The 20,698-nt window shown below is 53.5% G+C and carries 22 protein-coding genes; 15 read left to right on the top strand and 7 right to left on the bottom strand.

Translation table 11 applies throughout. The features are described 5' to 3' along the window. Window positions 1–13: 13 nt before the first annotated feature. The 3 genes from ACIP6T_RS19045 to speA form a co-directional block, all read right to left on the bottom strand. Complete coding sequence (locus ACIP6T_RS19045; RefSeq protein ID WP_097096107.1) at window positions 14–193, bottom strand: hypothetical protein; 180 nt, start codon at window positions 191–193, stop codon at window positions 14–16. A gap of 45 nt (window positions 194–238) precedes the next feature. Next, window positions 239–928 (bottom strand): EAL domain-containing protein, encoded by a 690-nt coding sequence (locus ACIP6T_RS19040; RefSeq protein ID WP_400458382.1) that lies wholly within the window; start codon window positions 926–928, stop codon window positions 239–241. Between the two features lie 712 nt (window positions 929–1,640). Then, a complete protein-coding gene (gene speA / locus ACIP6T_RS19035; protein WP_097096105.1) occupies window positions 1,641–3,620 on the bottom strand; it encodes a biosynthetic arginine decarboxylase in 1,980 nt (659 codons plus the stop codon). Window positions 3,621–4,412: 792 nt separating this feature from the next. Between speA and metK the strand changes: the two genes are divergently transcribed. The 8 genes from metK to ruvX all read left to right on the top strand — a co-directional run bounded on the left by metK (window position 4,413) and on the right by ruvX (window position 11,906). Beyond that, complete coding sequence (gene metK, locus ACIP6T_RS19030) at window positions 4,413–5,567, top strand: methionine adenosyltransferase (protein WP_097096104.1); 1,155 nt, start codon at window positions 4,413–4,415, stop codon at window positions 5,565–5,567. A 546-nt stretch (window positions 5,568–6,113) separates the two neighbouring features. After that, a complete protein-coding gene (locus tag ACIP6T_RS19025) occupies window positions 6,114–7,508 on the top strand; it encodes a sugar porter family MFS transporter (protein WP_097096103.1) in 1,395 nt (464 codons plus the stop codon). Window positions 7,509–7,743: 235 nt separating this feature from the next. Then, complete coding sequence (locus ACIP6T_RS19020; RefSeq protein ID WP_141400239.1) at window positions 7,744–8,256, top strand: SprT family zinc-dependent metalloprotease; 513 nt, start codon at window positions 7,744–7,746, stop codon at window positions 8,254–8,256. 91 nt (window positions 8,257–8,347) lie between these two features. Then, window positions 8,348–9,055 (top strand): deoxyribonuclease I, encoded by a 708-nt coding sequence (gene endA / locus ACIP6T_RS19015; protein ID WP_345828365.1) that lies wholly within the window; start codon window positions 8,348–8,350, stop codon window positions 9,053–9,055. 73 nt (window positions 9,056–9,128) lie between these two features. Continuing rightward, window positions 9,129–9,860, top strand: coding sequence for a 16S rRNA (uracil(1498)-N(3))-methyltransferase (gene rsmE, locus ACIP6T_RS19010; protein WP_345828364.1), 732 nt, complete (start codon window positions 9,129–9,131; stop codon window positions 9,858–9,860). Window positions 9,861–9,899: 39 nt separating this feature from the next. Further along, window positions 9,900–10,844 carry a glutathione synthase gene (gene gshB / locus ACIP6T_RS19005; RefSeq protein ID WP_097096100.1) on the top strand — a complete coding sequence of 315 codons (945 nt, stop codon included), beginning with the start codon at window positions 9,900–9,902 and terminating at the stop codon, window positions 10,842–10,844. An 82-nt stretch (window positions 10,845–10,926) separates the two neighbouring features. Next, complete coding sequence (locus ACIP6T_RS19000; RefSeq protein ID WP_400458378.1) at window positions 10,927–11,490, top strand: YqgE/AlgH family protein; 564 nt, start codon at window positions 10,927–10,929, stop codon at window positions 11,488–11,490. Further along, the gene (ruvX, locus tag ACIP6T_RS18995; protein WP_097096098.1) at window positions 11,490–11,906 is read left to right on the top strand and encodes a Holliday junction resolvase RuvX; all 417 of its coding nucleotides are present in this window, start codon (window positions 11,490–11,492) and stop codon (window positions 11,904–11,906) included. Before ACIP6T_RS19000 ends, ruvX begins: the two co-directional genes overlap by 1 nt. A 90-nt stretch (window positions 11,907–11,996) precedes the next feature. On the opposite strand, the gene ACIP6T_RS18990 is transcribed toward ruvX, so the two are convergent. Then, the gene (locus ACIP6T_RS18990; protein ID WP_400458375.1) at window positions 11,997–12,989 is read right to left on the bottom strand and encodes a type IV pilus twitching motility protein PilT; all 993 of its coding nucleotides are present in this window, start codon (window positions 12,987–12,989) and stop codon (window positions 11,997–11,999) included. 16 nt (window positions 12,990–13,005) lie between these two features. On the opposite strand from ACIP6T_RS18990, the gene ACIP6T_RS18985 reads away from it, so the two are divergent. Genes ACIP6T_RS18985 through hemW form a run of 4 tightly spaced genes read left to right on the top strand, consistent with a single transcriptional unit; the run spans window position 13,006 to window position 16,029 of the window. After that, window positions 13,006–13,713, top strand: a complete 708-nt coding sequence (locus tag ACIP6T_RS18985) for a YggS family pyridoxal phosphate-dependent enzyme (RefSeq protein ID WP_097096096.1) — start codon at window positions 13,006–13,008, stop codon at window positions 13,711–13,713. Between the two features lie 12 nt (window positions 13,714–13,725). Continuing rightward, window positions 13,726–14,280, top strand: a complete 555-nt coding sequence (locus tag ACIP6T_RS18980) for a YggT family protein (protein WP_097096095.1) — start codon at window positions 13,726–13,728, stop codon at window positions 14,278–14,280. Window positions 14,281–14,300: 20 nt separating this feature from the next. Next, complete coding sequence (locus tag ACIP6T_RS18975; RefSeq protein WP_097096094.1) at window positions 14,301–14,894, top strand: XTP/dITP diphosphatase; 594 nt, start codon at window positions 14,301–14,303, stop codon at window positions 14,892–14,894. Continuing rightward, the gene (hemW, locus tag ACIP6T_RS18970; RefSeq protein ID WP_400458372.1) at window positions 14,887–16,029 is read left to right on the top strand and encodes a radical SAM family heme chaperone HemW; all 1,143 of its coding nucleotides are present in this window, start codon (window positions 14,887–14,889) and stop codon (window positions 16,027–16,029) included. Before ACIP6T_RS18975 ends, hemW begins: the two co-directional genes overlap by 8 nt. A 32-nt stretch (window positions 16,030–16,061) precedes the next feature. Here the strand turns inward: hemW and ACIP6T_RS18965 are convergent, their stop codons facing one another. The 3 genes from ACIP6T_RS18965 to trmB form a co-directional block, all read right to left on the bottom strand. Further along, window positions 16,062–16,778, bottom strand: coding sequence for a DUF2884 domain-containing protein (locus ACIP6T_RS18965; protein WP_400458370.1), 717 nt, complete (start codon window positions 16,776–16,778; stop codon window positions 16,062–16,064). A 102-nt stretch (window positions 16,779–16,880) separates the two neighbouring features. Continuing rightward, window positions 16,881–17,207 carry a YggL family protein gene (locus ACIP6T_RS18960; protein ID WP_097096091.1) on the bottom strand — a complete coding sequence of 109 codons (327 nt, stop codon included), beginning with the start codon at window positions 17,205–17,207 and terminating at the stop codon, window positions 16,881–16,883. Continuing rightward, complete coding sequence (gene trmB / locus ACIP6T_RS18955) at window positions 17,207–17,926, bottom strand: tRNA (guanosine(46)-N7)-methyltransferase TrmB (RefSeq protein ID WP_097096090.1); 720 nt, start codon at window positions 17,924–17,926, stop codon at window positions 17,207–17,209. Before trmB ends, ACIP6T_RS18960 begins: the two co-directional genes overlap by 1 nt. Before the next feature lie 154 nt (window positions 17,927–18,080). Here trmB and mutY point away from each other — a divergent pair, with 154 nt between their 5' ends. The 3 genes from mutY to mltC are packed head-to-tail and all read left to right on the top strand — an operon-like array spanning window position 18,081 to window position 20,572. Beyond that, entirely contained in the window at window positions 18,081–19,166 is a 1,086-nt protein-coding gene (mutY, locus tag ACIP6T_RS18950) for an A/G-specific adenine glycosylase (protein ID WP_400458368.1), read from the top strand. Beyond that, entirely contained in the window at window positions 19,166–19,438 is a 273-nt protein-coding gene (locus tag ACIP6T_RS18945) for an oxidative damage protection protein (RefSeq protein WP_097096088.1), read from the top strand. The genes mutY and ACIP6T_RS18945 overlap by 1 nt, the downstream gene beginning before the upstream one ends. Window positions 19,439–19,492: 54 nt before the next feature. Further along, on the top strand, window positions 19,493–20,572 hold the full coding sequence (gene mltC, locus ACIP6T_RS18940; RefSeq protein ID WP_097096087.1) for a membrane-bound lytic murein transglycosylase MltC: 1,080 nt from the start codon (window positions 19,493–19,495) through the stop codon (window positions 20,570–20,572). Window positions 20,573–20,698: the final 126 nt, after the last annotated feature.

The raw sequence follows: 20,698 nt of genomic DNA, 5'->3' as shown, positions 1-20,698 counted from the left end.
TCATCAAGATTATTCACTTCTTCTCTTGATCGATCTCATACAAACTCATGATGAAATCGCGTTGAGTTTTGCTTAGCCGCCATCCTGATAACTGATTGGATTTATTTCTTAAAATCACCACGGGATAAATAGTTTTATTTTCATCCGGCCGGGCACAGATGACATGAAATGCCTGAAGGCCAGACTTAGACATATTTCACATTCCCAATGGATAAAACCCATCCAACAACAATCAGAATTACGCTATAAAATCATCGAGATAGACGCTCTGCCAGAAATAGCCCTGCATGCCTAAAATCGCTTTGTGCGACAGCAGGTCGACCTGGTGTTGGGTTTCAACACCCTCAACGATCACGCCGTTGCATAAGTCGTTGAGATGGCCAAGCAGAATGTCAAAGGTGCGACCGTCGCCAAATTGCCAAAAGAAACTTTTGTCAATCTTGACGATTTCAAATATTCCGCTATCGAGCATGTTCAGGTTGGAATAACCCGGACCAAAGTCATCGAGCCATAAAGGGGCGGGCGTCACTTTCGCAACACCTTTTAAAATGAGCAGATCGGCACTATTAAAACGCGCGGTGAAAAATGTTGATATTTCCAGACGCAGTTGCGTCAGTTGAGCCAGTTTTGCTTGTATTTCATCGTCTTTAAAAATGCTGGCTACGATATCGCGATCAACATTGACACTGACAATCTGATCAAACCCTTTCTGGTATAGCTGAATAAGTTTTTCGATCTGGTGGAGGAATAACTGCCATTTAACGTCAGCAGAAAGCTGACTGAAGAAACCTGCACCCCTTTTGGGGTTACGCTTATTATTGATCTCTGCGTCATCGCTAAAACGCGTTAACAACTCTCGGGCAATCACCTGACCGGATAAATCGTACACCGGCTCCAATATGAAGAGATTCTTCGGTGGATTGCTCATTTCATGCTCCTTACTGCAACAGCCTGATAGCACTAAACTGTCAGGATTACTCATGTAATAAGTAAGGGAAACATTGATAAAACTTAATACCTTAACTGAAGGTTAACGTACAACTAACACTTTGAGAAATAGATTTCAGTAAATGCTGCTGGCACCTTTAATCGTTTAAACCAATCAATAACGCAGGTAAATTTCTTTAAATTTCACATAATGATCAGATAATTCCTGGAAAAATTTAAGTTATCGCTCACCTTGACAGGCCAGAAAAGAAGTACCTAATTGAATTTTAATAATAAAAATTAAAGCAATATCTATTGATTTTTATTTTTGACTTAAAATGCGTTAAATGACATTCAGAATCCATGATTCCAAAAGATACCAGAAAACAAAATTACCTAAAGTGACTATTCAATCCTTAATGTTTAAATTTTTATTATGCATGCAGCTTGTTTCATAACAGATTACCTGTTCAATGGCTGACAAATCAGCGGCTAATGAAAAGATATTGCTGCAAGGAATGAACAAGACGATTCGCTTTATTAGCAAAAAGAATGAGATAGCGAGAACGCTATTAATGCAGATAAGTGGGCAGGACGTTACAAAGTATTGAAGGGTGATAGCCTTCACAAATTAATAAAAAAGAAGCTGTGAAGTGAGGATATTGCCAGAAAAGAACCGAGCTTCTTACGAAGCTCGGCTGAGTCACGATGACTTACTCGTCTTCAAGATAGGTATAGCCGTACAATCCACTTTCAAATTCGGAAAGGAACTGTGCGCGTAACTCTTCATCAATATCGGTCTGCTGGGTTACCTGATCGCGGAACAGCGTCATCAGATCGTTAGGATTCAGCTGCACATACTCCAGCATATCCGCCACGGTATCGCCCTCATCGGAAAGCTGTACTTCTACGCTGCCATCCGGGAAGGCAAACACATCAACCGCTTCAGTATCACCGAACAAGTTGTGCATGTTACCGAGGATTTCCTGATACGCGCCCACCATAAAGAAGCCAAGCATCGGCGGATTATCGATGTCGTACTCCGGCATCGGCATGGTGGTAGCAATACCATCGCCATCGACGTAGTGATCGATGGTGCCATCGGAGTCACAGGTGATATCCAGTAACACCGCGCGACGCTTAGGCATTTTGTTCAGCCCTTCCAGCGGCAGCACCGGGAACAGCTGATCGATGCCCCATGCATCCGGCATCGACTGGAACAGCGAGAAGTTGACGTAAATCTTATCCGCCATCCGCTCCTGCAGCTCATCGATAATCGGGCGGTGCGCGCGGTTGCTCGGATCCAGATGCTGCTGAATATAGTGGCAGATGCTCAAATAAAGCTGCTCAGCCCAGGCGCGCTGGCCAAGATCGTAGGTGCCTGACGAGTAGCCGGTGTGAATATCGAACAGATCCATCTGGCTATCATGCAGCCATTCGCGTAGCGAGCGGCGGACATCAGGTTCGTGCATCTCCTGCCACGTATCCCACAGGCTCTGAATCGGACGCGGAGAATCCACATCCGGCGCCACCGGCGTGCTGAATTCGTTGCGTTCCACACCAATAATGTTGGATACCAGCACCGTATGGTGCGCCGTTACCGCACGGCCAGATTCGGTGATCACCGTTGGATGTTCCAGTCCGTTCTCTTCGCAGGCATCACCAATCGCCCAAATAACGTTGTTGGCGTATTCATTCAGACCGTAGTTGACCGAACAATCGGACTGCGAACGCGTACCTTCATAGTCCACGCCCAAACCGCCGCCCACATCAAAACATTTGATGTTAACGCCCAGCTTCGCCAGCTCAACATAGAAACGCGCCGACTCACGCACGCCGGTGGCGATGTCGCGAATATTCGACATCTGAGAGCCGAGATGGAAGTGCAGCAGCTGCAGGCTGTCAAGACGGCCGGCCTTGCGCATGATGTCCACCAGCTGCAGCACCTGCGATGCCGCCAGACCAAATTTGGATTTCTCGCCGCCGCTCGACTGCCATTTTCCCGAGCCCTGCGAAGCCAAACGCGCACGGATACCGAGACGCGGTATCACGCTCAAGCGCTCGGCTTCTTCCAGCACCAGGCGCACTTCGGTCATCTTCTCGATCACCAGATAGACTTTATGCCCAAGCTTTTCACCAATCAGTGCCAGACGAATGTATTCGCGGTCTTTGTAGCCGTTACAGACGATCACCGAGCGGGTTTTACCCGCATGTGCCAGCACCGCCATCAGTTCGGCTTTCGAACCGGCTTCTAAGCCCAAAGGTTCACCAGAGTTGACCAGCGATTCAATCACGCGCTTATGCTGGTTAACCTTGATGGGGTAAACCAGGAAGTAGTCACCTTTATAGCCGTAGGATTCACGCGCACGTTTAAAAGCGGCGTTAATCGAACGCAGGCGATGCTGGAGGATCTGCGGAAAGCAGAACAGCGCAGGCAGACGTTGTCCGTCGGCCTCGCGCTCTTTAACCAGTTTCGCCAGGTCAACGCGCACTTCCGGCCGATCCGGATCGGGGCACACGCTGATGTGCCCGAGCTCGTTGACGTCGTAATAGTTATTTCCCCACCAGGCAATGTTGTAGGTACGCAGCATTCTGCTTGCTTCCTGATCGTTCATTGCCACCTCCTGCATGGAGCGGAGTGAACCTTGTTCGCCAGCTGACGAACCCTTGATATTCTTCATGTCGTCAGACATCGCGGACCTCAATTTTCCGTTGAAATATGAATTTGTTACCGAGTTTTGTCATGGTGACGCCGGGTAAAAATTGCCTCATCCTGCTTGCTGCCTCTATAAGGTTGCAACGTGCAATGCTGACTGTAAGTGTAAAACACCGCGCCGGAGTCGGGACAAAATAGCCTGAGACGTCCACGGTCAGTAGACAGCGAAATGCAGTAATAGATGCAGAGAAATGTTAACCGGCGCTCGTGTCGGGCTGATTACCGCAACGGGCAAAACATCGACAGGAGAAAAGAACAGATTGGGAATGTGAAAGGAGTGCCTGCGCGCTGAAGCCGCGCTGTGAACCAAAGAGAGTGAAAGAGTGGTTCATTGAGTTTAATCACCTCCATCGCCTGCTGACAGCATGCGAAAAACGGCTTGGGTGAAAGTCAGAGTAAACGGCATCTGACGGCGCGACGCACAGCGGCGTCATCCTTTTTGCGCTGCAACAGCAGCGGCGTTTTATACCGCCAGATGCGCGAAAATGCAAAATCTTTGTCAGCTAACTGCGTGGGGTGTCAGGAAATTATTCCACTTGTAATGTTGCGGAAAATGCGGGATCAGAAAAAGCACTGGAAAAGTGCTCACTGAGTAACCTAGAATAGCCGTCCAGATGGTTTTCCATCTAAACTGATTAACATCCAGGCGGTGTGAGCCAATGCTCCCGCTTCCTACTGCTTGCGGCTTTGCCTGAAGGGGCGTCGAGTCGGCCTGGCCCAGCTTGCGCTACGCAGTCGTATTCAAACCATTTGTAAGGTAAAGAACAGAATGGCTAAACACCTTTTTACATCTGAGTCCGTATCAGAAGGACATCCTGATAAAATCGCTGACCAAATTTCCGATGCCGTGCTCGACGCGATCCTGGAACAGGATCCGAAAGCACGCGTGGCCTGCGAAACTTACGTTAAGACCGGTATGGTGCTGGTTGGCGGTGAAATCACCACCAGCGCTTGGGTTGATATCGAAGAGATCACCCGTAATACCGTACGTGAAATCGGTTATGTCCATTCCGATATGGGCTTTGATGCCAACTCTTGCGCGGTACTGAGCGCAATTGGTAAGCAATCTCCAGACATTAACCAGGGCGTTGACCGCACCGATCCGCTGGAGCAAGGCGCGGGCGACCAGGGCCTGATGTTCGGTTACGCCAGCAACGAAACGGATGTGCTGATGCCAGCGCCGGTCACTTATGCGCACCGTTTGGTGCAGCGTCAGGCGGAAGTGCGTAAAAGCGGTTCACTGCCGTGGCTGCGTCCAGATGCGAAAAGCCAGATTACCTTCCAGTACGATGATGGCAAAATTGTTGGTATCGATGCGGTTGTGCTGTCTACTCAGCACGCTGAAGAGGTGACCACCGCCGATCTGCGTGAAGCGGTGATGGAAGAGATCATCAAGCCGGTTCTGCCGACGGAGTGGATCAACGCCAGCACCAAATATCACATCAACCCAACCGGCCGTTTTGTGATCGGTGGCCCAATGGGCGACTGCGGCCTGACCGGGCGTAAAATCATCGTGGATACCTACGGCGGCATGGCACGTCACGGTGGCGGCGCATTCTCAGGTAAGGATCCGTCAAAAGTTGACCGCTCTGCCGCTTATGCAGCGCGCTATGTGGCGAAGAACATTGTCGCGGCTGGCCTGGCTGACCGTTGCGAAATCCAGGTTTCCTATGCCATCGGCGTGGCTGAGCCAACCTCCATCATGGTTGAAACCTTCGGTACCGAAAAAGTGCCAACTGAACAGCTGACTTTACTGGTGCGCGAGTTCTTCGACCTGCGTCCATACGGTCTGATTCAGATGATGGATCTGTTGAAGCCGATCTACAAAGAGACGGCAGCATACGGCCACTTTGGTCGTGAGCACTTCCCATGGGAGCAGACGGATAAAGCTGCGCAGCTGCGTGAAGCGGCGGGTTTGAAGTAAGCTCAGGAATCAGATCGTTTATCGAGCCCGCCTCTGGCGGGCTTTTTTTATGTCATGAGCGCATGAAGGTGTAACCGGTCGCCATTAATGGCGACCCTACGCGCATCAAATGAGGGATTCCCCTATTACCGTAGGGTCGCCATTTATGGCGACCACCCTATCACTTCCCACCTCACCCTCCGATTTAAGGCACATTGTTCCTTTTCAACTAGCGTCTACACTTCTTTCACCCCGCTTACAACTTAGTGTTAACGATTACATTTTGAAATCCTTTAACAATCGGCAATTTAGAGATTTTTCAGCGTAGTTATTGCTGTGAAAATGCGTTATTTTCAGCGTCGTCTGATAGCCGATAATTAGTGCGATGTCAGAAACTTAAAGGGTGCTATACCTTACTGGTTACGTAACTATTTCGGGCGGAAAATGCTGGATTGCAGGGTTCCGGCGTGTGTAACCGATTACACTGGTGTGATCGCTCTCACTTTTTTCCGCTGACAGGTTTCATAACATTGATAACAACAACGATGGATAAACTTTGGAGGCATCATGCCTAATAATAATCACAAGGGCAGAACGTCGAATAAGGTCATGACCTTGTTCGTCTGCTTTTTAGCGGCGCTGGCCGGCTTGCTGTTTGGTCTGGATATCGGCGTTATCGCCGGTGCTCTGCCTTTCATCGCGAAAGACTTTAACGTTACTGCGCACCAGCAAGAGTGGATTGTCAGCTCAATGATGTTTGGTGCTGCAGTGGGTGCGGTTGGTAGCGGCTGGATGTCATCGCGTCTGGGTCGTAAAAAGAGCCTGATGGCGGGTGCCATTCTGTTCGTTATTGGTTCGCTGTGGTCGGCGGGTGCAACCAGCCCAGAAATGCTGATCGCCGCACGTGTGGTGCTCGGTCTGGCGGTGGGTGTCGCGTCTTATACCGCTCCGCTGTATCTCTCTGAGATCGCTCCGGAGAAAATTCGCGGCAGTATGATTTCGCTCTACCAGCTGATGATCACCATCGGTATTTTGGCCGCATATCTCTCCGATACCGCGTTCAGTGACGCTGGCGCATGGCGCTGGATGCTCGGCATTATCACCATTCCTGCCGTGTTGCTGCTGATTGGCGTGTTCTTCCTGCCGAATAGCCCACGCTGGCTGGCCGCCAAAGGGGATTTCCGCAGTGCGGAACGTGTGTTATCGCGTCTGCGTGATACCAGCGAACAAGCAAAACGCGAACTGGATGAAATCCGTGAAAGCCTGAAGATTAAACAGTCAGGCTGGCAGCTGTTCCAGAGCAACAGCAATTTCCGCCGCGCGGTGTTCCTCGGCGTGCTGTTGCAGGTCATGCAGCAGTTCACCGGTATGAACGTCATCATGTATTACGCGCCGAAAATTTTCGAAATCGCCGGCTTTGCCAACACCACGCAACAAATGTGGGGCACGGTGATTGTCGGTCTGGTGAACGTGCTGGCCACCTTTATCGCGATTGGTCTGGTGGATCGCTGGGGCCGTAAGCCTACGCTGCTGCTCGGCTTCCTGGTCATGGCCGTCGGTATGGGCGTGCTGGGTACCATGCTGCACATTGGCATTCACTCGCCGGAAGCGCAGTACTTCGCTATTGCGATGCTGCTGATGTTCATCGTTGGTTTTGCGATGTCTGCCGGTCCGCTGATTTGGGTACTGTGTTCAGAAATCCAGCCGCTGAAAGGCCGCGATTTTGGTATTACGGTGTCTACCGCGACCAACTGGATTGCTAACATGATTGTCGGTGCCACCTTCCTGACCATGCTGAATACGCTGGGCAATGCACCAACCTTCTGGGTGTACGCCGGTCTGAACGTATTCTTCATTCTGCTGACGCTGACGCTGATTCCAGAGACCAAAAACGTCTCGCTGGAACACATCGAACGCAATCTGATGTCAGGCAAGAAACTGCGCGATATCGGGCAGAAATAATCCCGCTAAGCGAATGCAAGGGCTGCCAACGGGCAGCCCTTTTTTTGTTTGGACTGCGCATCGCGCCACATAACCGTGCGGTCGCCATATAAATGGCGCCCCTACGTTTATGGTGCGGAATTTTCGTAGGGTCGTCGTTTATGACGACCGCTTCACATTTAACCAAACACCAGGTCGCCATTAATGGCGACCCTACAAGTTGATTCAACCGCTGCAACCTTTTATGCTGCCCCACATGAAAACACCGCGCCTTCCCATCGCCATACAACAAGCCGTCATGCGCTCGCTGCGCCATTTTTTACAGCTGGCGAATGAAAAACTTGAGCGTCGCTTTGATGAGCCCAACCTGGTTTATCAGCAGCGCGGCACGGCGGCGGGCACCGCATGGCTGGAAAAGTGGGAAATCCGCATTAATCCTGTGCTGCTGCTTGAGAACCAACAGGCGTTTGTTGATGAAGTGGTGCCGCACGAACTGGCGCATCTGTTGGTGTGGAAAACCTTTGGCCGCGTGCCCCCGCACGGCAAAGAGTGGAAATGGATGATGGAGAGCGTGCTCGGTGTCCCGGCACGTCGCACCCACCAGTTTGAAATCGACTCGGTGCGCAGCAATACGTTCCCCTATCGCTGCCGCTGTCAGCAGCACCAGCTGACTGTGCGTCGTCACAACCGTGTGCTGCGCGGCGAAAGCGAATATCGTTGCGTACACTGCAAATCCCTGCTGCAACCCGGTGAGTTTTTAGCAACATAGCTCAGCAACCTAGTCCAGAAATCTCATATCCCGTTCGTCATCATTCTGTTACCCTGCCGCCCTTTTTCAGGACCAGGTTAATTTTTGGAATATGTCTCGCAAAACATTGCTGTTTCTTACCCTATTAGTTGCTCCGCTTAGTGCTTATAGCCTCAGTTTCACTAATTATCATCAAAACAACTTTCAGCAGGCCAAAGCCTATGCCGCACAAATCAATGCTGATGCACCTGCGGACTTCTACTGCGGCTGCAAAATCAGCTGGCACGGCAAAAAAGGCGTACCGGATCTGAGCAGTTGCGGCTACAGCGTGCGTAAGAACGCCAATCGCGCCGAGCGCATTGAGTGGGAGCATGTTATGCCGGCGTGGGAATTCGGCCATCAGCGCCAGTGCTGGCAGAACGGCGGGCGTAAAAGCTGCAGTAAAGATGCCGATTACCGCCGTATCGAGAGCGATTTGCATAATCTGCAACCGGCAATTGGCGAAGTGAATGGCGATCGCAATAACTTCCAGTACAGCCAGTGGAACGGAGGCGAGCAACAGTATGGCCAGTGCAGCATGAAAGTCGATTTCAAGCAGAAGCTGGCGCAACCGCCAGAGCGGGCACGCGGAGCGATTGCCCGCACTTACTTCTATATGCGCGATCAATATCATTTGCGCCTGTCACGTCAGCAAACCCAGCTTTTCACCGCCTGGGACAAGCAATATCCGGTGACGCAGTGGGAGTGTGAGCGCGATAATCGCATCGCTAAAATACAGGGAAATCATAATTCCTACGTTCAGCAGGCTTGCCAGCGCTGAAAGCGCTACCCTACACTAGCTTTTTTCGATTGCGCCGTGTCCGCTGACACGGCATAACGCTGGCAGGAACCGCATGCGTATACCTCGCATTTATCATCCCGAACCTCTCGAAGTTAACAGCGAAGTCTTCCTTGATGAAGACGCCGCTAACCATGTCGGACGCGTGCTACGCATGACGGCCGGTCAGCAGATCGAACTGTTTGATGGCAGTAATCTGACTTTTCACGCTGAAATCACCCAGGCTGATAAAAAGCGTGTAAAAGTAAGGGTCCTTGCCAGTCAGGCGGATGACCGCGAATCCCCGCTGCATCTGCACCTCGGCCAGGTGATGTCGCGCGGTGAAAAAATGGAATTCACCATCCAGAAATCGATCGAACTTGGCGTGAATGTGATTACGCCGTTGTTTTCTGAACGCTGCGGCGTAAAGCTGGATGCCGAGCGACTGGCAAAAAAGATTCAGCAATGGCAGAAAATTGCGATTGCCGCCTGTGAACAGTGCGGCCGCAATCGCGTGCCAGAAATTCGCGAACCGATGACGCTGCTTGCCTGGTGTGCGGAAGCCGATGAAGGCCTGAAGTTGAATTTGCATCCGCGCGCGAACCACAGCATTAATACGCTGCCGCAGCCGGTTGAGCGCCTTCGTCTGCTGATTGGCCCGGAAGGCGGCTTATCTGCCGATGAAATTGCCATGACTGCGCAGCAGGGTTTCACCGATATTTTGCTCGGACCACGCGTGTTACGTACCGAAACCACCGCGCTCACCGCCATCACGGCACTTCAGGTGAGGTTTGGCGACCTCGGTTAAGCGATACTTTTGGTTGAATACCCCTTTGAGGAGAGAATAATGATCAAGCTTGGCATCGTTATGGACCCTATTTCGTCCATCAACATTAAAAAAGACACCAGCTTCGCCATGTTGCTGGAAGCACAGCGCCGTGGTTACGAAATTCATTACATGGAGATGAGCGATCTCTCCCTGCGCGGTGGTGTGACTTACGCGCGCACCCGTTTGCTCAGCGTTGAGCAGAACTACGAGAGTTGGTACACCTTTGGTAACGAGCAGCTTATTCCGCTGGCCGATCTCAACGTCGTGCTGATGCGTAAAGATCCGCCGTTTGACACCGAATTTATCTACGCAACCTACCTGCTGGAACGCGCGGAAGAGCAAGGCACGCTGATCGTCAACAAACCGCAAAGCCTGCGCGACTGCAACGAAAAGCTGTATACCGCCTGGTTCGCCGACCTGACGCCAGATACCTTAGTGACGCGCAACAAAGAGCAGCTGCGCGCCTTCTGGCAGGAGCACGGTGATGTGATCCTGAAACCACTGGACGGCATGGGCGGCGCGTCCATCTTCCGCGTGAAGCAGGATGACCCGAACTTTGGCGTGATCACCGAAACCCTGACCAATCACGGCCAGAACTTCTGCATGGCGCAGAACTATCTGCCGGCGATTAAAGAGGGTGACAAACGCGTGCTGGTCGTGGATGGCGAACCGGTGCCTTACTGCCTGGCGCGTATTCCACAAGGTGGCGAAACACGCGGTAATCTGGCCGCCGGTGGACGAGGTGAAGCGCGTCCGCTCAGCGATAGCGATTGGGAAATCGCGCGTCGCGTCGGTCCAACGCTCAAAGCCAAGGGGCTGATTTTTGTCGGCCTGGATATCATCGGTGATAAACTGACTGAAGTTAACGTAACCAGCCCAACCTGCGTACGTGAAATCGAGGCCGCGTTCCCGATATCAATCACTGGCATGCTGATGGATGCCATTGAGAAACGCCTGGGCTGATGCCGTCGGAGTGTAAGCTCCGTGAACACCCAAAACCGGCGCTGTCGCGGCTGCGTCGGTTATTTTTGGTATACGAGTGATAATGAATTTACAGCATCATTTTTTAATTGCGATGCCGTCGCTGCAGGACCCGCTATTCAAACGCTCCGTGGTGTATATCTGCGAGCACAATGAAGATGGCGCCATGGGTTTGATCGTAAACAAACCAATGGAAAACCTGACGGTCGAAGGCATTCTTAAAAAGCTTAAAATTAGCGCATCCGAACGTGACCCTGCCATCAAACTGGATAAGCCGGTCTTTGCCGGTGGTCCGCTGGCGGAGGATCGTGGTTTTATCCTGCACACCGCGCAGCGCATCTACTCCTCAAGCATTCGTATTTCCGATACCACCGTCATTACCACCTCGCGTGATGTGCTGGAAGCGATCGGGACCACTTCGCAGCCAGATAACGTACTGGTCGCGCTGGGATATTGTGCCTGGGAGAAAGGTCAGCTTGAAGATGAGCTACTGGAGAACGCCTGGCTCACCTCACCGGCTAACACCAACATTCTGTTCCAGACGCCCATTGCGGAGCGCTGGCGCGAAGCCGCGCGCGGTTTAGGCGTGGATATACACAATATCGCCACCGATGCAGGGCACGCCTGATGGCCAGTGAAACCTTACTGGGCTTCGATTTCGGCACCAAAAGTATCGGCGTTGCCATTGGTCAGCAGCTTACGGGCACTGCGCGGGCGCTGACGGCCCTGAAAGCGCAAGACGGCACGCCAGACTGGAACCTGATCGAAAAGCTGCTGAAAGAGTGGCAACCCAATTATGTAGTGGTTGGATTGCCGCTGAATATGGATGGCACCGAACAAGAACTCACCGCGCGCGCGCGTAAGTTTGCCAATCGCCTGCACGGTCGCTTTGGCGTACGCGTCGAGCTGCAGGACGAACGCCTGAGCACCGTTGAGGCGCGTGCCGACCTGTTTGAACGCGGTGGTTTTCGTGCGCTGCAAAAAGGCCAGGTCGATTCCCAATCGGCGGTGATTATTCTCGAAGATTGGTTCGATACGCATTAAAACGCATTCAAAAACCAGGTGCGCATAAATGCGCCCCCTACGGCTGACTTTCGTAGGGTCGCCATTCATGGCGACCGCTACAACCCCTGTTCAAATCAATCCCGCCATCTGACGCGCCTGCTCGCTCTGGGCAAAGGTTTGCATCCCAGCCTGCGCACCGGTTTGCAATACGCCAGGCAGCTGGTGCATTTTCCCTTCGCGGATCAGGTTCGCCACCGCCGGCGTCGCCACCAGCACTTCAAATAAACCAATGCGTCCGCCCGCCTTTGCTGGCACTAAACGTTGCGCCAGCACCGCTTTAAGGCTGCCCGCTAATTGGGTACGCACCAGGTTTTTCTCCTCGGCGGGAAACACGTCTACTAGCCGATCCACCGCCTGGGTTGCACCACGCGTATGCAGCGTCGCCAGCACTAAATGGCCGGTTTCTGCCGCGGTAAGCGCCAGGCGGATGGTTTCGCTATCACGCAGTTCACCAAGCAGAATCACATCGGGATCTTCGCGCAGCGCGGCTTTTAGCCCATGTTGAAACGAGGCGCAGTGCGCGCCTACTTCGCGCTGCTGAATTAACGATCGCTGACTGTGATGAACAAACTCGACGGGGTCTTCCAACGTCAGGATGTGCCGCGCCTGTTGGCGATTAAGGCTATCCACCATCGCCGCCAGCGTGGTGGATTTGCCGCTGCCGGTGGCGCCGGTAATCAAAATCAGCCCCTCCTCCAGCTGTAATAGCTGGCTCACCACTTCGGGCAAATGCAGGCTGTTGAGATCCGGCGCACTGCTGGCAATTAGCCGCAGCGCCAGCGATAAACCGTGAAGCTGCATAAACAGGTTGGCGCGCAGTCGCACGCCGCTGGTCAGCGTCATGGCAAAGTCTACGTGGCCGTTTTCCTCCAGCTCGGCCTGCTGCGGTGCCGTGAGCCACTGCTGCATAACGCTTTCCAGCCAGCCGCCTGCTAGCTCGCTTTGCTGCGGGATCGGCTCCAGCAAGCCTTGTCGGCGCCAGTGCGGCAAATGTCCGCTGCAAAGGTGCAGATCGGCGGCGTTATGCTTTACACTAAGCGCCACCATTTCATCCAACTCCATTTAACTTCTCCTGACTATGACTTCCATTGAGCACAACTTACAGCAAGTGCGTGAGCGTATCGCCGCTGCCGCCGCACGTTGCGGGCGCGCGCCAGAAGAAATTACGCTGCTTGCAGTGAGCAAAACCAAGCCTGCGAGCGCGGTCGCAGAAGCCATCAATGCGGGGCAACGCGCGTTTGGTGAAAATTACGTGCAGGAAGGGGTTGAAAAAGTGGCCGAACTGGCCGCACATCCTGATTTGCAATGGCACTTTATCGGTCCGTTACAATCCAATAAAAGCCGTCTGGTGGCGGAAAACTTTGCCTGGTGCCATACCGTTGATCGACAGCGTATCGCGCAGCGCCTGAACGATCAGCGCCCGGCGTCGTTGCCGCCGCTCAACGTGTTAATTCAGGTAAATATCAGTGACGAAAACAGCAAATCTGGCATCATGCTGGAGGCGCTGCCGGAGCTGGCACAGCACATCGCCGCATTGCCGCATCTGCGCCTGCGAGGACTGATGGCCATACCAGCGCCAGAAACAGAATACGCACGTCAGCTGGCGGTTTGCGAAAAGATGGCCGCCGCGTTTCATGCCTTACAACAGGATTATCCTGACGTCGATACGCTTTCTCTGGGAATGAGCGACGATATGGACGCGGCAATCGCCGCGGGCAGCACCATGGTGCGGATTGGCACCGCCGTTTTTGGCGCGCGGGATTATGCGCGACCTTCACAACAATAATTGAGGAACCTCATGTTAACACTGACGTTTTTAGTCAAAACGCTGATCGATTTGTACGTGATGGTGCTGCTACTGCGCATCTGGATGCAGTGGTCGCGCTGTGACTTCTACAACCCGCTGGCGCAGTTTGTCGTGAAGATCACCCAACCGATTATCAAGCCACTGCGCCGTATCATTCCGGCGATTGGCCCGATTGATACTGCATCGCTGCTGCTGGCGTTTGTGCTGACTACGCTAAAATATCCGCTGCTGCTGCTGATTCAGGTCGGCGTGTTCTCAGTGGACCCCACCAATTTATTGGTTGGCCTGCTGTCGCTAATAAAGTCCGCCGGTTATCTGGTGTTCTGGGTGATCATCATTCGTTCGCTGATGAGCTGGATCAGCCAGGGGCGCGGCCCGATGGATCAGGTGTTGCTGCAGCTGACTGAACCGCTGATGTCACCAATTCGCCGTATTCTGCCCGCGATGGGCGGCATCGATTTCTCTGCCATGATTGTGATTCTGGTGCTGTACGCGCTGAATTTCCTCGGCATGGACCTGTTCCCAGGTCTCTGGTATTTGCTGTAATTCGTTAATCTGGAACTGTTATGCAAAAAGTTGTTCTCGCGACCGGTAATCCGGGCAAAGTTCGTGAGCTGGCCGATCTGTTAGCGGCCTTCGGACTCGATATTGTGGCGCAAACTGAACTCGGCGTGGAGTCAGCGGAAGAAACCGGCCTGACTTTCATCGAAAATGCCATTCTCAAAGCGCGTCATGCGGCTGCTATCACTGGATTGCCAGCCATTGCCGACGATTCCGGATTGGCGGTCGATGCGCTGGGCGGCGCGCCGGGTATCTACTCCGCGCGCTATGCGGGCGTTGACGCCAGCGACCAGCAAAATCTGGATAAGCTGCTGGTGGCGCTGGAAAAGGTGCCAGACGCTGAACGTCAGGCGCAGTTCCACTGCGTGCTGGTGTATGTGCGTCATGCGGCCGATCCCACGCCGCTGGTGTTTCACGGCAGCTGGGCCGGTGAAATCACCCGCTCAGCCGCTGGCGAAGGCGGTTTTGGTTACGATCCCATCTTCTATGTCCCTGAATTAGGTAAAACGGCGGCTGAGCTGAGTAAAGACGAAAAGCGCGCCGTCTCTCACCGTGGTAAAGCATTGACGCTGCTGCTGGAAGCGATGCGCAATGCCTGAGTTACCTCCGTTAAGCCTGTACATCCACATTCCGTGGTGTGTGCAGAAGTGCCCGTACTGTGATTTCAACTCTCACGCGTTAAAAGGCGAGGTGCCGCACATTGAGTATGTGCAGCACCTGCTGAACGATCTCGAACAGGATTTGCCGCTCACCGCGGGGCGCGAGGTGCGCACTATCTTCATTGGTGGCGGTACGCCAAGCCTGCTGAGCAGCAATGCGATGCAGATGCTAATGGACGGCGTACGCGCGCGTTTGCCGTTGACTGCCGACGCAGAAATCACCATGGAAGCCAATCCGGGAACCGTGGAAGCCGATCGCTTCAGCGGTTATCAGCGCGCGGGGATTAACCGTATTTCGATTGGCGTGCAAAGCTTTAGCCCGCAAAAGCTGGAGCGTCTGGGCCGCATTCACGGACCGGAAGAAGCCGTCCGCGCGGCGCAGCTGGCGGAAGGCTTAGGTCTGCGCAGCTTTAACCTCGATCTGATGCACGGCTTGCCGGATCAGTCGCTGGAAGAGGCGCTGGACGATCTGCGCCAGGCGATTGCCCTCAATCCACCGCATCTATCGTGGTATCAGCTGACGATCGAACCGAATACCTTATTTGGCTCGCGTCCACCGCAACTGCCGGATGACGACGCGCTGTGGGATATTTTTGAGCAAGGCCATCAGCTGCTGAGCGCCGCTGGCTATCAGCAATATGAAACCTCGGCCTACGCTAAACCCGGCTATCGCTGCGAGCACAACCTAAACTACTGGCGCTTTGGTGATTATCTGGGCATTGGCTGCGGCGCACACGGCAAGCTGACGCAGCCGGATGGCCGCATCGTGCGCACCGTAAAAACGCGCCATCCCCGCGGCTTTATGAAAGGCAATTATCTTGATAAGCAGCACGAGGTGGCGGAAAACGACAAACCGTTCGAATTCTTTATGAACCGTTTCCGTCTGCTGGAAGCCGCTCCGCGCGCGGATTTCCGTCGCTATACCGGTATGGATGAGCAGGTGATTCGCCCGCAAATTGATGCCGCGATAGCGGCGGGATACGTGGTGGAAAGTGCTGAATACTGGCAGATTACTGAGAAAGGGAAGCTGTTCCTGAACTCGCTGCTGGAGCTGTTTTTAAGCGAAGATGAATAAGCAGAAGGCCGGGAAACCGGCCTTCTGCTTTGTTAACCTTTAACGCCCTGCATCAACCCTTTGCGTTGTTCTTCTAGCACGGTGACGCGATTACACACTTCGTGGCCGAAATTCTGGAAATCCTGTTCCTGCTTGTTCCATTCCGCCTGCACCGATTGCTGTAAGCCGCCAAGGTTGCCCATGATGGCCTGCAGCGGATTGCTGCCGTTCGCCGCCTGGCTGCTGCCCATCTCGTTGAGGCTATCCTGCATGATGCCGCCCAATGTGCTCTGCACCAGCTTCTCGCCTTCCGCACGCACCTGATCGATGGCCTGATGATGGAAGGTTAATCCATCCGGGCGATGCTCGATGATACGGTTCATTTGCTGCTTGAGCTGGCCATCCAGTTTGGTGAGACGATTGCGTACGTTGCTGTTAGCGCCAAGTTTCTCAACAATCACTTTGTCCAGCGCCACGCGGCTACGTTCCAGACGCGAGGTCGCGCCGCTGTCGATCCACGGCAAATCGCGACGCAGCGCGGTTTGATAATCAATGGCTTTCTGGCGCGTTGCGTTGTCAACGCTGACCTTCTGCCCATTAAACTGCACATCGCCCTGCGGCGTGATTTCAAGGTTGCCGTTGCTGCCCACCACCTGCACGCTCTGTGGTTTAACAATCACATCATCCTGTGGCTTAACGCTACATTCATACGCAGCCTGAGCCTGAGTTGCCGCCAGCAGCAGCGCGGCGATAAGTGCCTTACGAACCATGAAATCTCCTGAACAATAAAAAGGTCGCCAAAAATGGCGACCCTACGACGGATTTCGTAAGGTGGCCATTGATGGCCACCAACACGCATCAACCATTAAAGATTAGTCCCACCAAACGTCGAAGAGTTCAGTTACTTGAATATCAGAAAGGTTATGCTGCTCAAGCCATTTACGCACCAGCTCGCGGTGCTCATCGGTGCACTTGCCGGTTTCCTGCAGGCAAACCAGACCTTCCCACACAAGATAACCGCTGCCGTCATACGCCAGACCATTCGGTGCGATCACTTCATTAATGAACTGATCAACCGTCGCATCAATTTGCTCCTCAGTTGTGCCTTCGGCGAAACGCCAGGCCACGGAGAAACCCAATTCCTGAAACTCATCAATATGCAGTTTTTTACGCAAACGGCGGCTACGCTGTACGGCCATTATTTCACCCTCTCAAACATCAGATCCCATACGCCATGGCCCAGTCGCTGCCCGCGCTGCTCAAACTTGGTTAACGGACGCGTTTCGGGACGCGGCACGTAATTGTTACTTTCCGACTGATTTTTATATCCGTCGATGCTGCTCATCACGTCTAACATGTGTTCGGCGTAGGCTTCCCAGTCGGTTGCCATGTGGAACACGCCGCCCAGCTTCAACTTCCGCATCACCAGCTCAGCAAACGGCACCTGTACGATGCGACGTTTGTTATGGCGCGCTTTGTGCCACGGATCCGGGAAGAACAGCTGCACCATACGCAGCGAGTTGTCCGGAATCATCTTCTGCAGCACTTCCACCGCGTCGTGACACATCACGCGCAGGTTCTCAACGCCCGCTTCTTTGGCTGAGGCCAGGCAAGCGCCAACGCCCGGCGCATGGACTTCCAGCCCGAGGAAGTTCTGGTGCGGATTATTCTGCGCCATGGTCACCAGCGAAGCGCCCATGCCGAAACCAATTTCCAGCACCACCGGCGCGTCACGACCAAACAGCGTCACCAGATCCAGCGGTTCCGGCTGGAACTCAACGCCCATCTCCGGCCATAAATTATCGAGCGCGAGCTGCTGTCCTTTCGTTAAGCGCCCCTGGCGGCGCACAAAACTGCGGATACGGCGTAATGGCCGCCCGTTCTCATCAAATTCTGGGGTGATGACGTCATTAATCATGTTGAAGCCTGCTGGTTAGCCTGTTCTGGGAAACGGGCATTATGCAAAGTTAGAAAGCAGAAGCAAGCCTTTGCAATGTTCCGGTTTACACCCTGATGTCTCTGTGCTGGAATTCCTGCCTGATTGTAGAGTAAACACGGAAAATTTCCTTCTTATGATGCAAGCGCCGACGTTCGCGCAACAAGTGCTGGATTGGTATCAGCGCTTCGGTCGCAAAACCCTGCCGTGGCAGCAGGAGAAGACGCCATACAAAGTGTGGCTCTCTGAAGTGATGCTGCAACAAACGCAAGTGACCACCGTTATTCCCTATTTTGAACGCTTTATGGTGCGCTTCCCGACGGTCAGCGATCTGGCCGCCGCGCCGCTGGACGAAGTGCTGCATCTGTGGACCGGCCTTGGCTATTACGCGCGGGCGCGCAATCTGCACAAAGCGGCTAAGCAGGTGGTGGAGAAGCACGGCGGCGAGTTCCCACGCAACTTTGATGATGTGGCGGCATTGCCGGGTATTGGTCGATCGACTGCGGGCGCGGTGCTATCGCTGTCGCTGGGCCTGCATTTCCCGATTCTGGATGGTAACGTGAAGCGCGTGCTGGCGCGCTGCTACGCGGTTGGCGGCTGGCCGGGCAAAAAAGACGTTGAGAAACGTCTGTGGCAGATCAGCGAAGAGGTTACGCCCGCAGAAGGCGTTAGCCAGTTCAATCAGGCGATGATGGACCTTGGGGCATTAGTATGTACTCGCTCACGTCCTAAGTGTGAAATCTGCCCGCTGAACAGCCGCTGCGTGGCCTATGCCAATAACAGCTGGGCCAACTATCCCGGCAAGAAGCCGAAGCAGACCTTGCCGGAACGTAGCGGCTGGATGCTGATGATGCAGGATGGCGACGATGTGTGGCTAGAGCAGCGTCCGCCGGTCGGCTTATGGGGCGGGCTATTTTGCTTCCCGCAGTTCACTAGTGAGCAAGCGCTAACTGACTGGCTAAGCGAGCGTGGCATTCAGGCTAAGCCACAGCAGCTCACGGCGTTTCGTCATACCTTTAGCCATTTCCACTTAGACATTGTGCCTATGTGGCTAGCGTGGCCTTCCGCTGGGTCGCTGATGGATGAAGCGGGCGGTCTCTGGTATAACTTAGCGCAACCACCGTCAGTGGGTTTGGCAGCGCCGGTTGAGCGCTTGTTGCATGAACTGCGCCATCCCCAGCAGCTTACGCGTCGATCGGGCGTGACCGAAGAGGAAGAGTAATGAGCCGCACCATTTTTTGTACTTATCTGCAACGCGACGCTGAAGGCCAGGACTTTCAGCTCTATCCTGGCGAACTGGGTAAGCGCATCTTCAATGAGATCTCCAAAGAAGCCTGGCAGCAGTGGATGTCCAAGCAGACCATGCTGATCAATGAAAAAAAATTGAGCATGATGAACCCGGAAGATCGCAAAGTGCTGGAGAAGGAGATGGTGAATTTCCTGTTCGAAGGCAAAGACGTGCACATTGAAGGTTACACCCCGCCAGAAAAATAACCGTTCAGGGCTTCCCTTTGAAGCCCTCTTTTTCGAGTCAGGCACGCATTAACAATGAATAAAAAACTGATAGCACTGTTGGTGATTGCACCACTTTTGGTCTCCTGCTCCGGACAAAAAAAATCGCAGTATCATGAAGAGTGGGTCAAGGACACCAACGGTTTCGATATCCTGATGGGCCAGTTCGCCCACAACATTGAAAATATTTGGGGCATCAATGAGGTTCTGATCGCCGGACCGAAAGACTACGTCAAATATAGCGATGGTTATTACACCCGCAGTCACATCAACTTTGACAGCGGTAGCATCACTATTGAGACCATTTCCGGTACCGATCCGATGGCCAGCCTGCGCCAGGCAATCATCACTACGCTATTGATTGGCGAAGACCCGGGTAATGTCGATCTCTACTCTGATGCCAACGATATTCAAATCAGTAAAGAGCCGCTGCTGTACGGCCAGGTGCTGGATAACACCGGTCAGCCGATTCGCTGGCAGGGCCGCGCCGGCAACTTTGCTGACTATCTGATTCAGAACAAACTGCAGAAGCGCACTTCCGGATTGCATGTCATCTGGTCGGTGACCATTCCGATGGTGCCGAACCACCTCGATAAGCGTGCGCACAAATATCTGCCGATGGTGCGTAAAGCGGCGGAACAATATGGCGTCGATGCCTCATTGATTCTGGCGATTATGCAGATTGAATCGAGTTTCAACCCCTATGCGGTCAGCCATTCTGATGCGCTGGGTCTGATGCAGGTGGTGCAGCATACTGCCGGCGTCGATGTGTTCCGCATGAAGGGCAAAGGCGGCAAGCCGAGCCGCAGCTATCTGCTTGATCCTGAGAATAATATTGATGCGGGCACCGCGTATTTGTCGCTGCTGCAGAGAAGCTATTTAGGTGGGATTCAGGATCCGGTCTCGCGGCGTTATGCGGTGATCACTGCGTATAACGGCGGTGCGGGCAGCGTGCTGCGCGTGTTCTCCAGCGACAAAGATCGCGCCTTCTCGTCGATTAACGGTATGTCGCCAGCCGAGGTATATCAGACGCTGACCACCAACCATCCATCGGCGGAATCGCGTCGTTATCTGTACAAAGTGAGCCAGGCGCAGCGCAGCTATCGTCGGTTCTAGGACGGTGCGGCTTGGCCCTCATCCCAACCTTCTCCCGCTCGCGGGAGAAGGAGCCGATCCAGCACATGCTTAACAATGCTCACCACCTAAACATTCCCTCTCCCGCGTGCGGGAGAGGGTTAGGGT

Source organism: Pantoea sp. NPDC088449, from assembly GCF_044753225.1.
Lineage (GTDB): Bacteria > Pseudomonadota > Gammaproteobacteria > Enterobacterales > Enterobacteriaceae > Pantoea > Pantoea floridensis.
The sequence above is the reverse complement of the archived record's forward strand: the minus strand, read 5'-3'. Positions and strand labels throughout refer to the sequence as shown.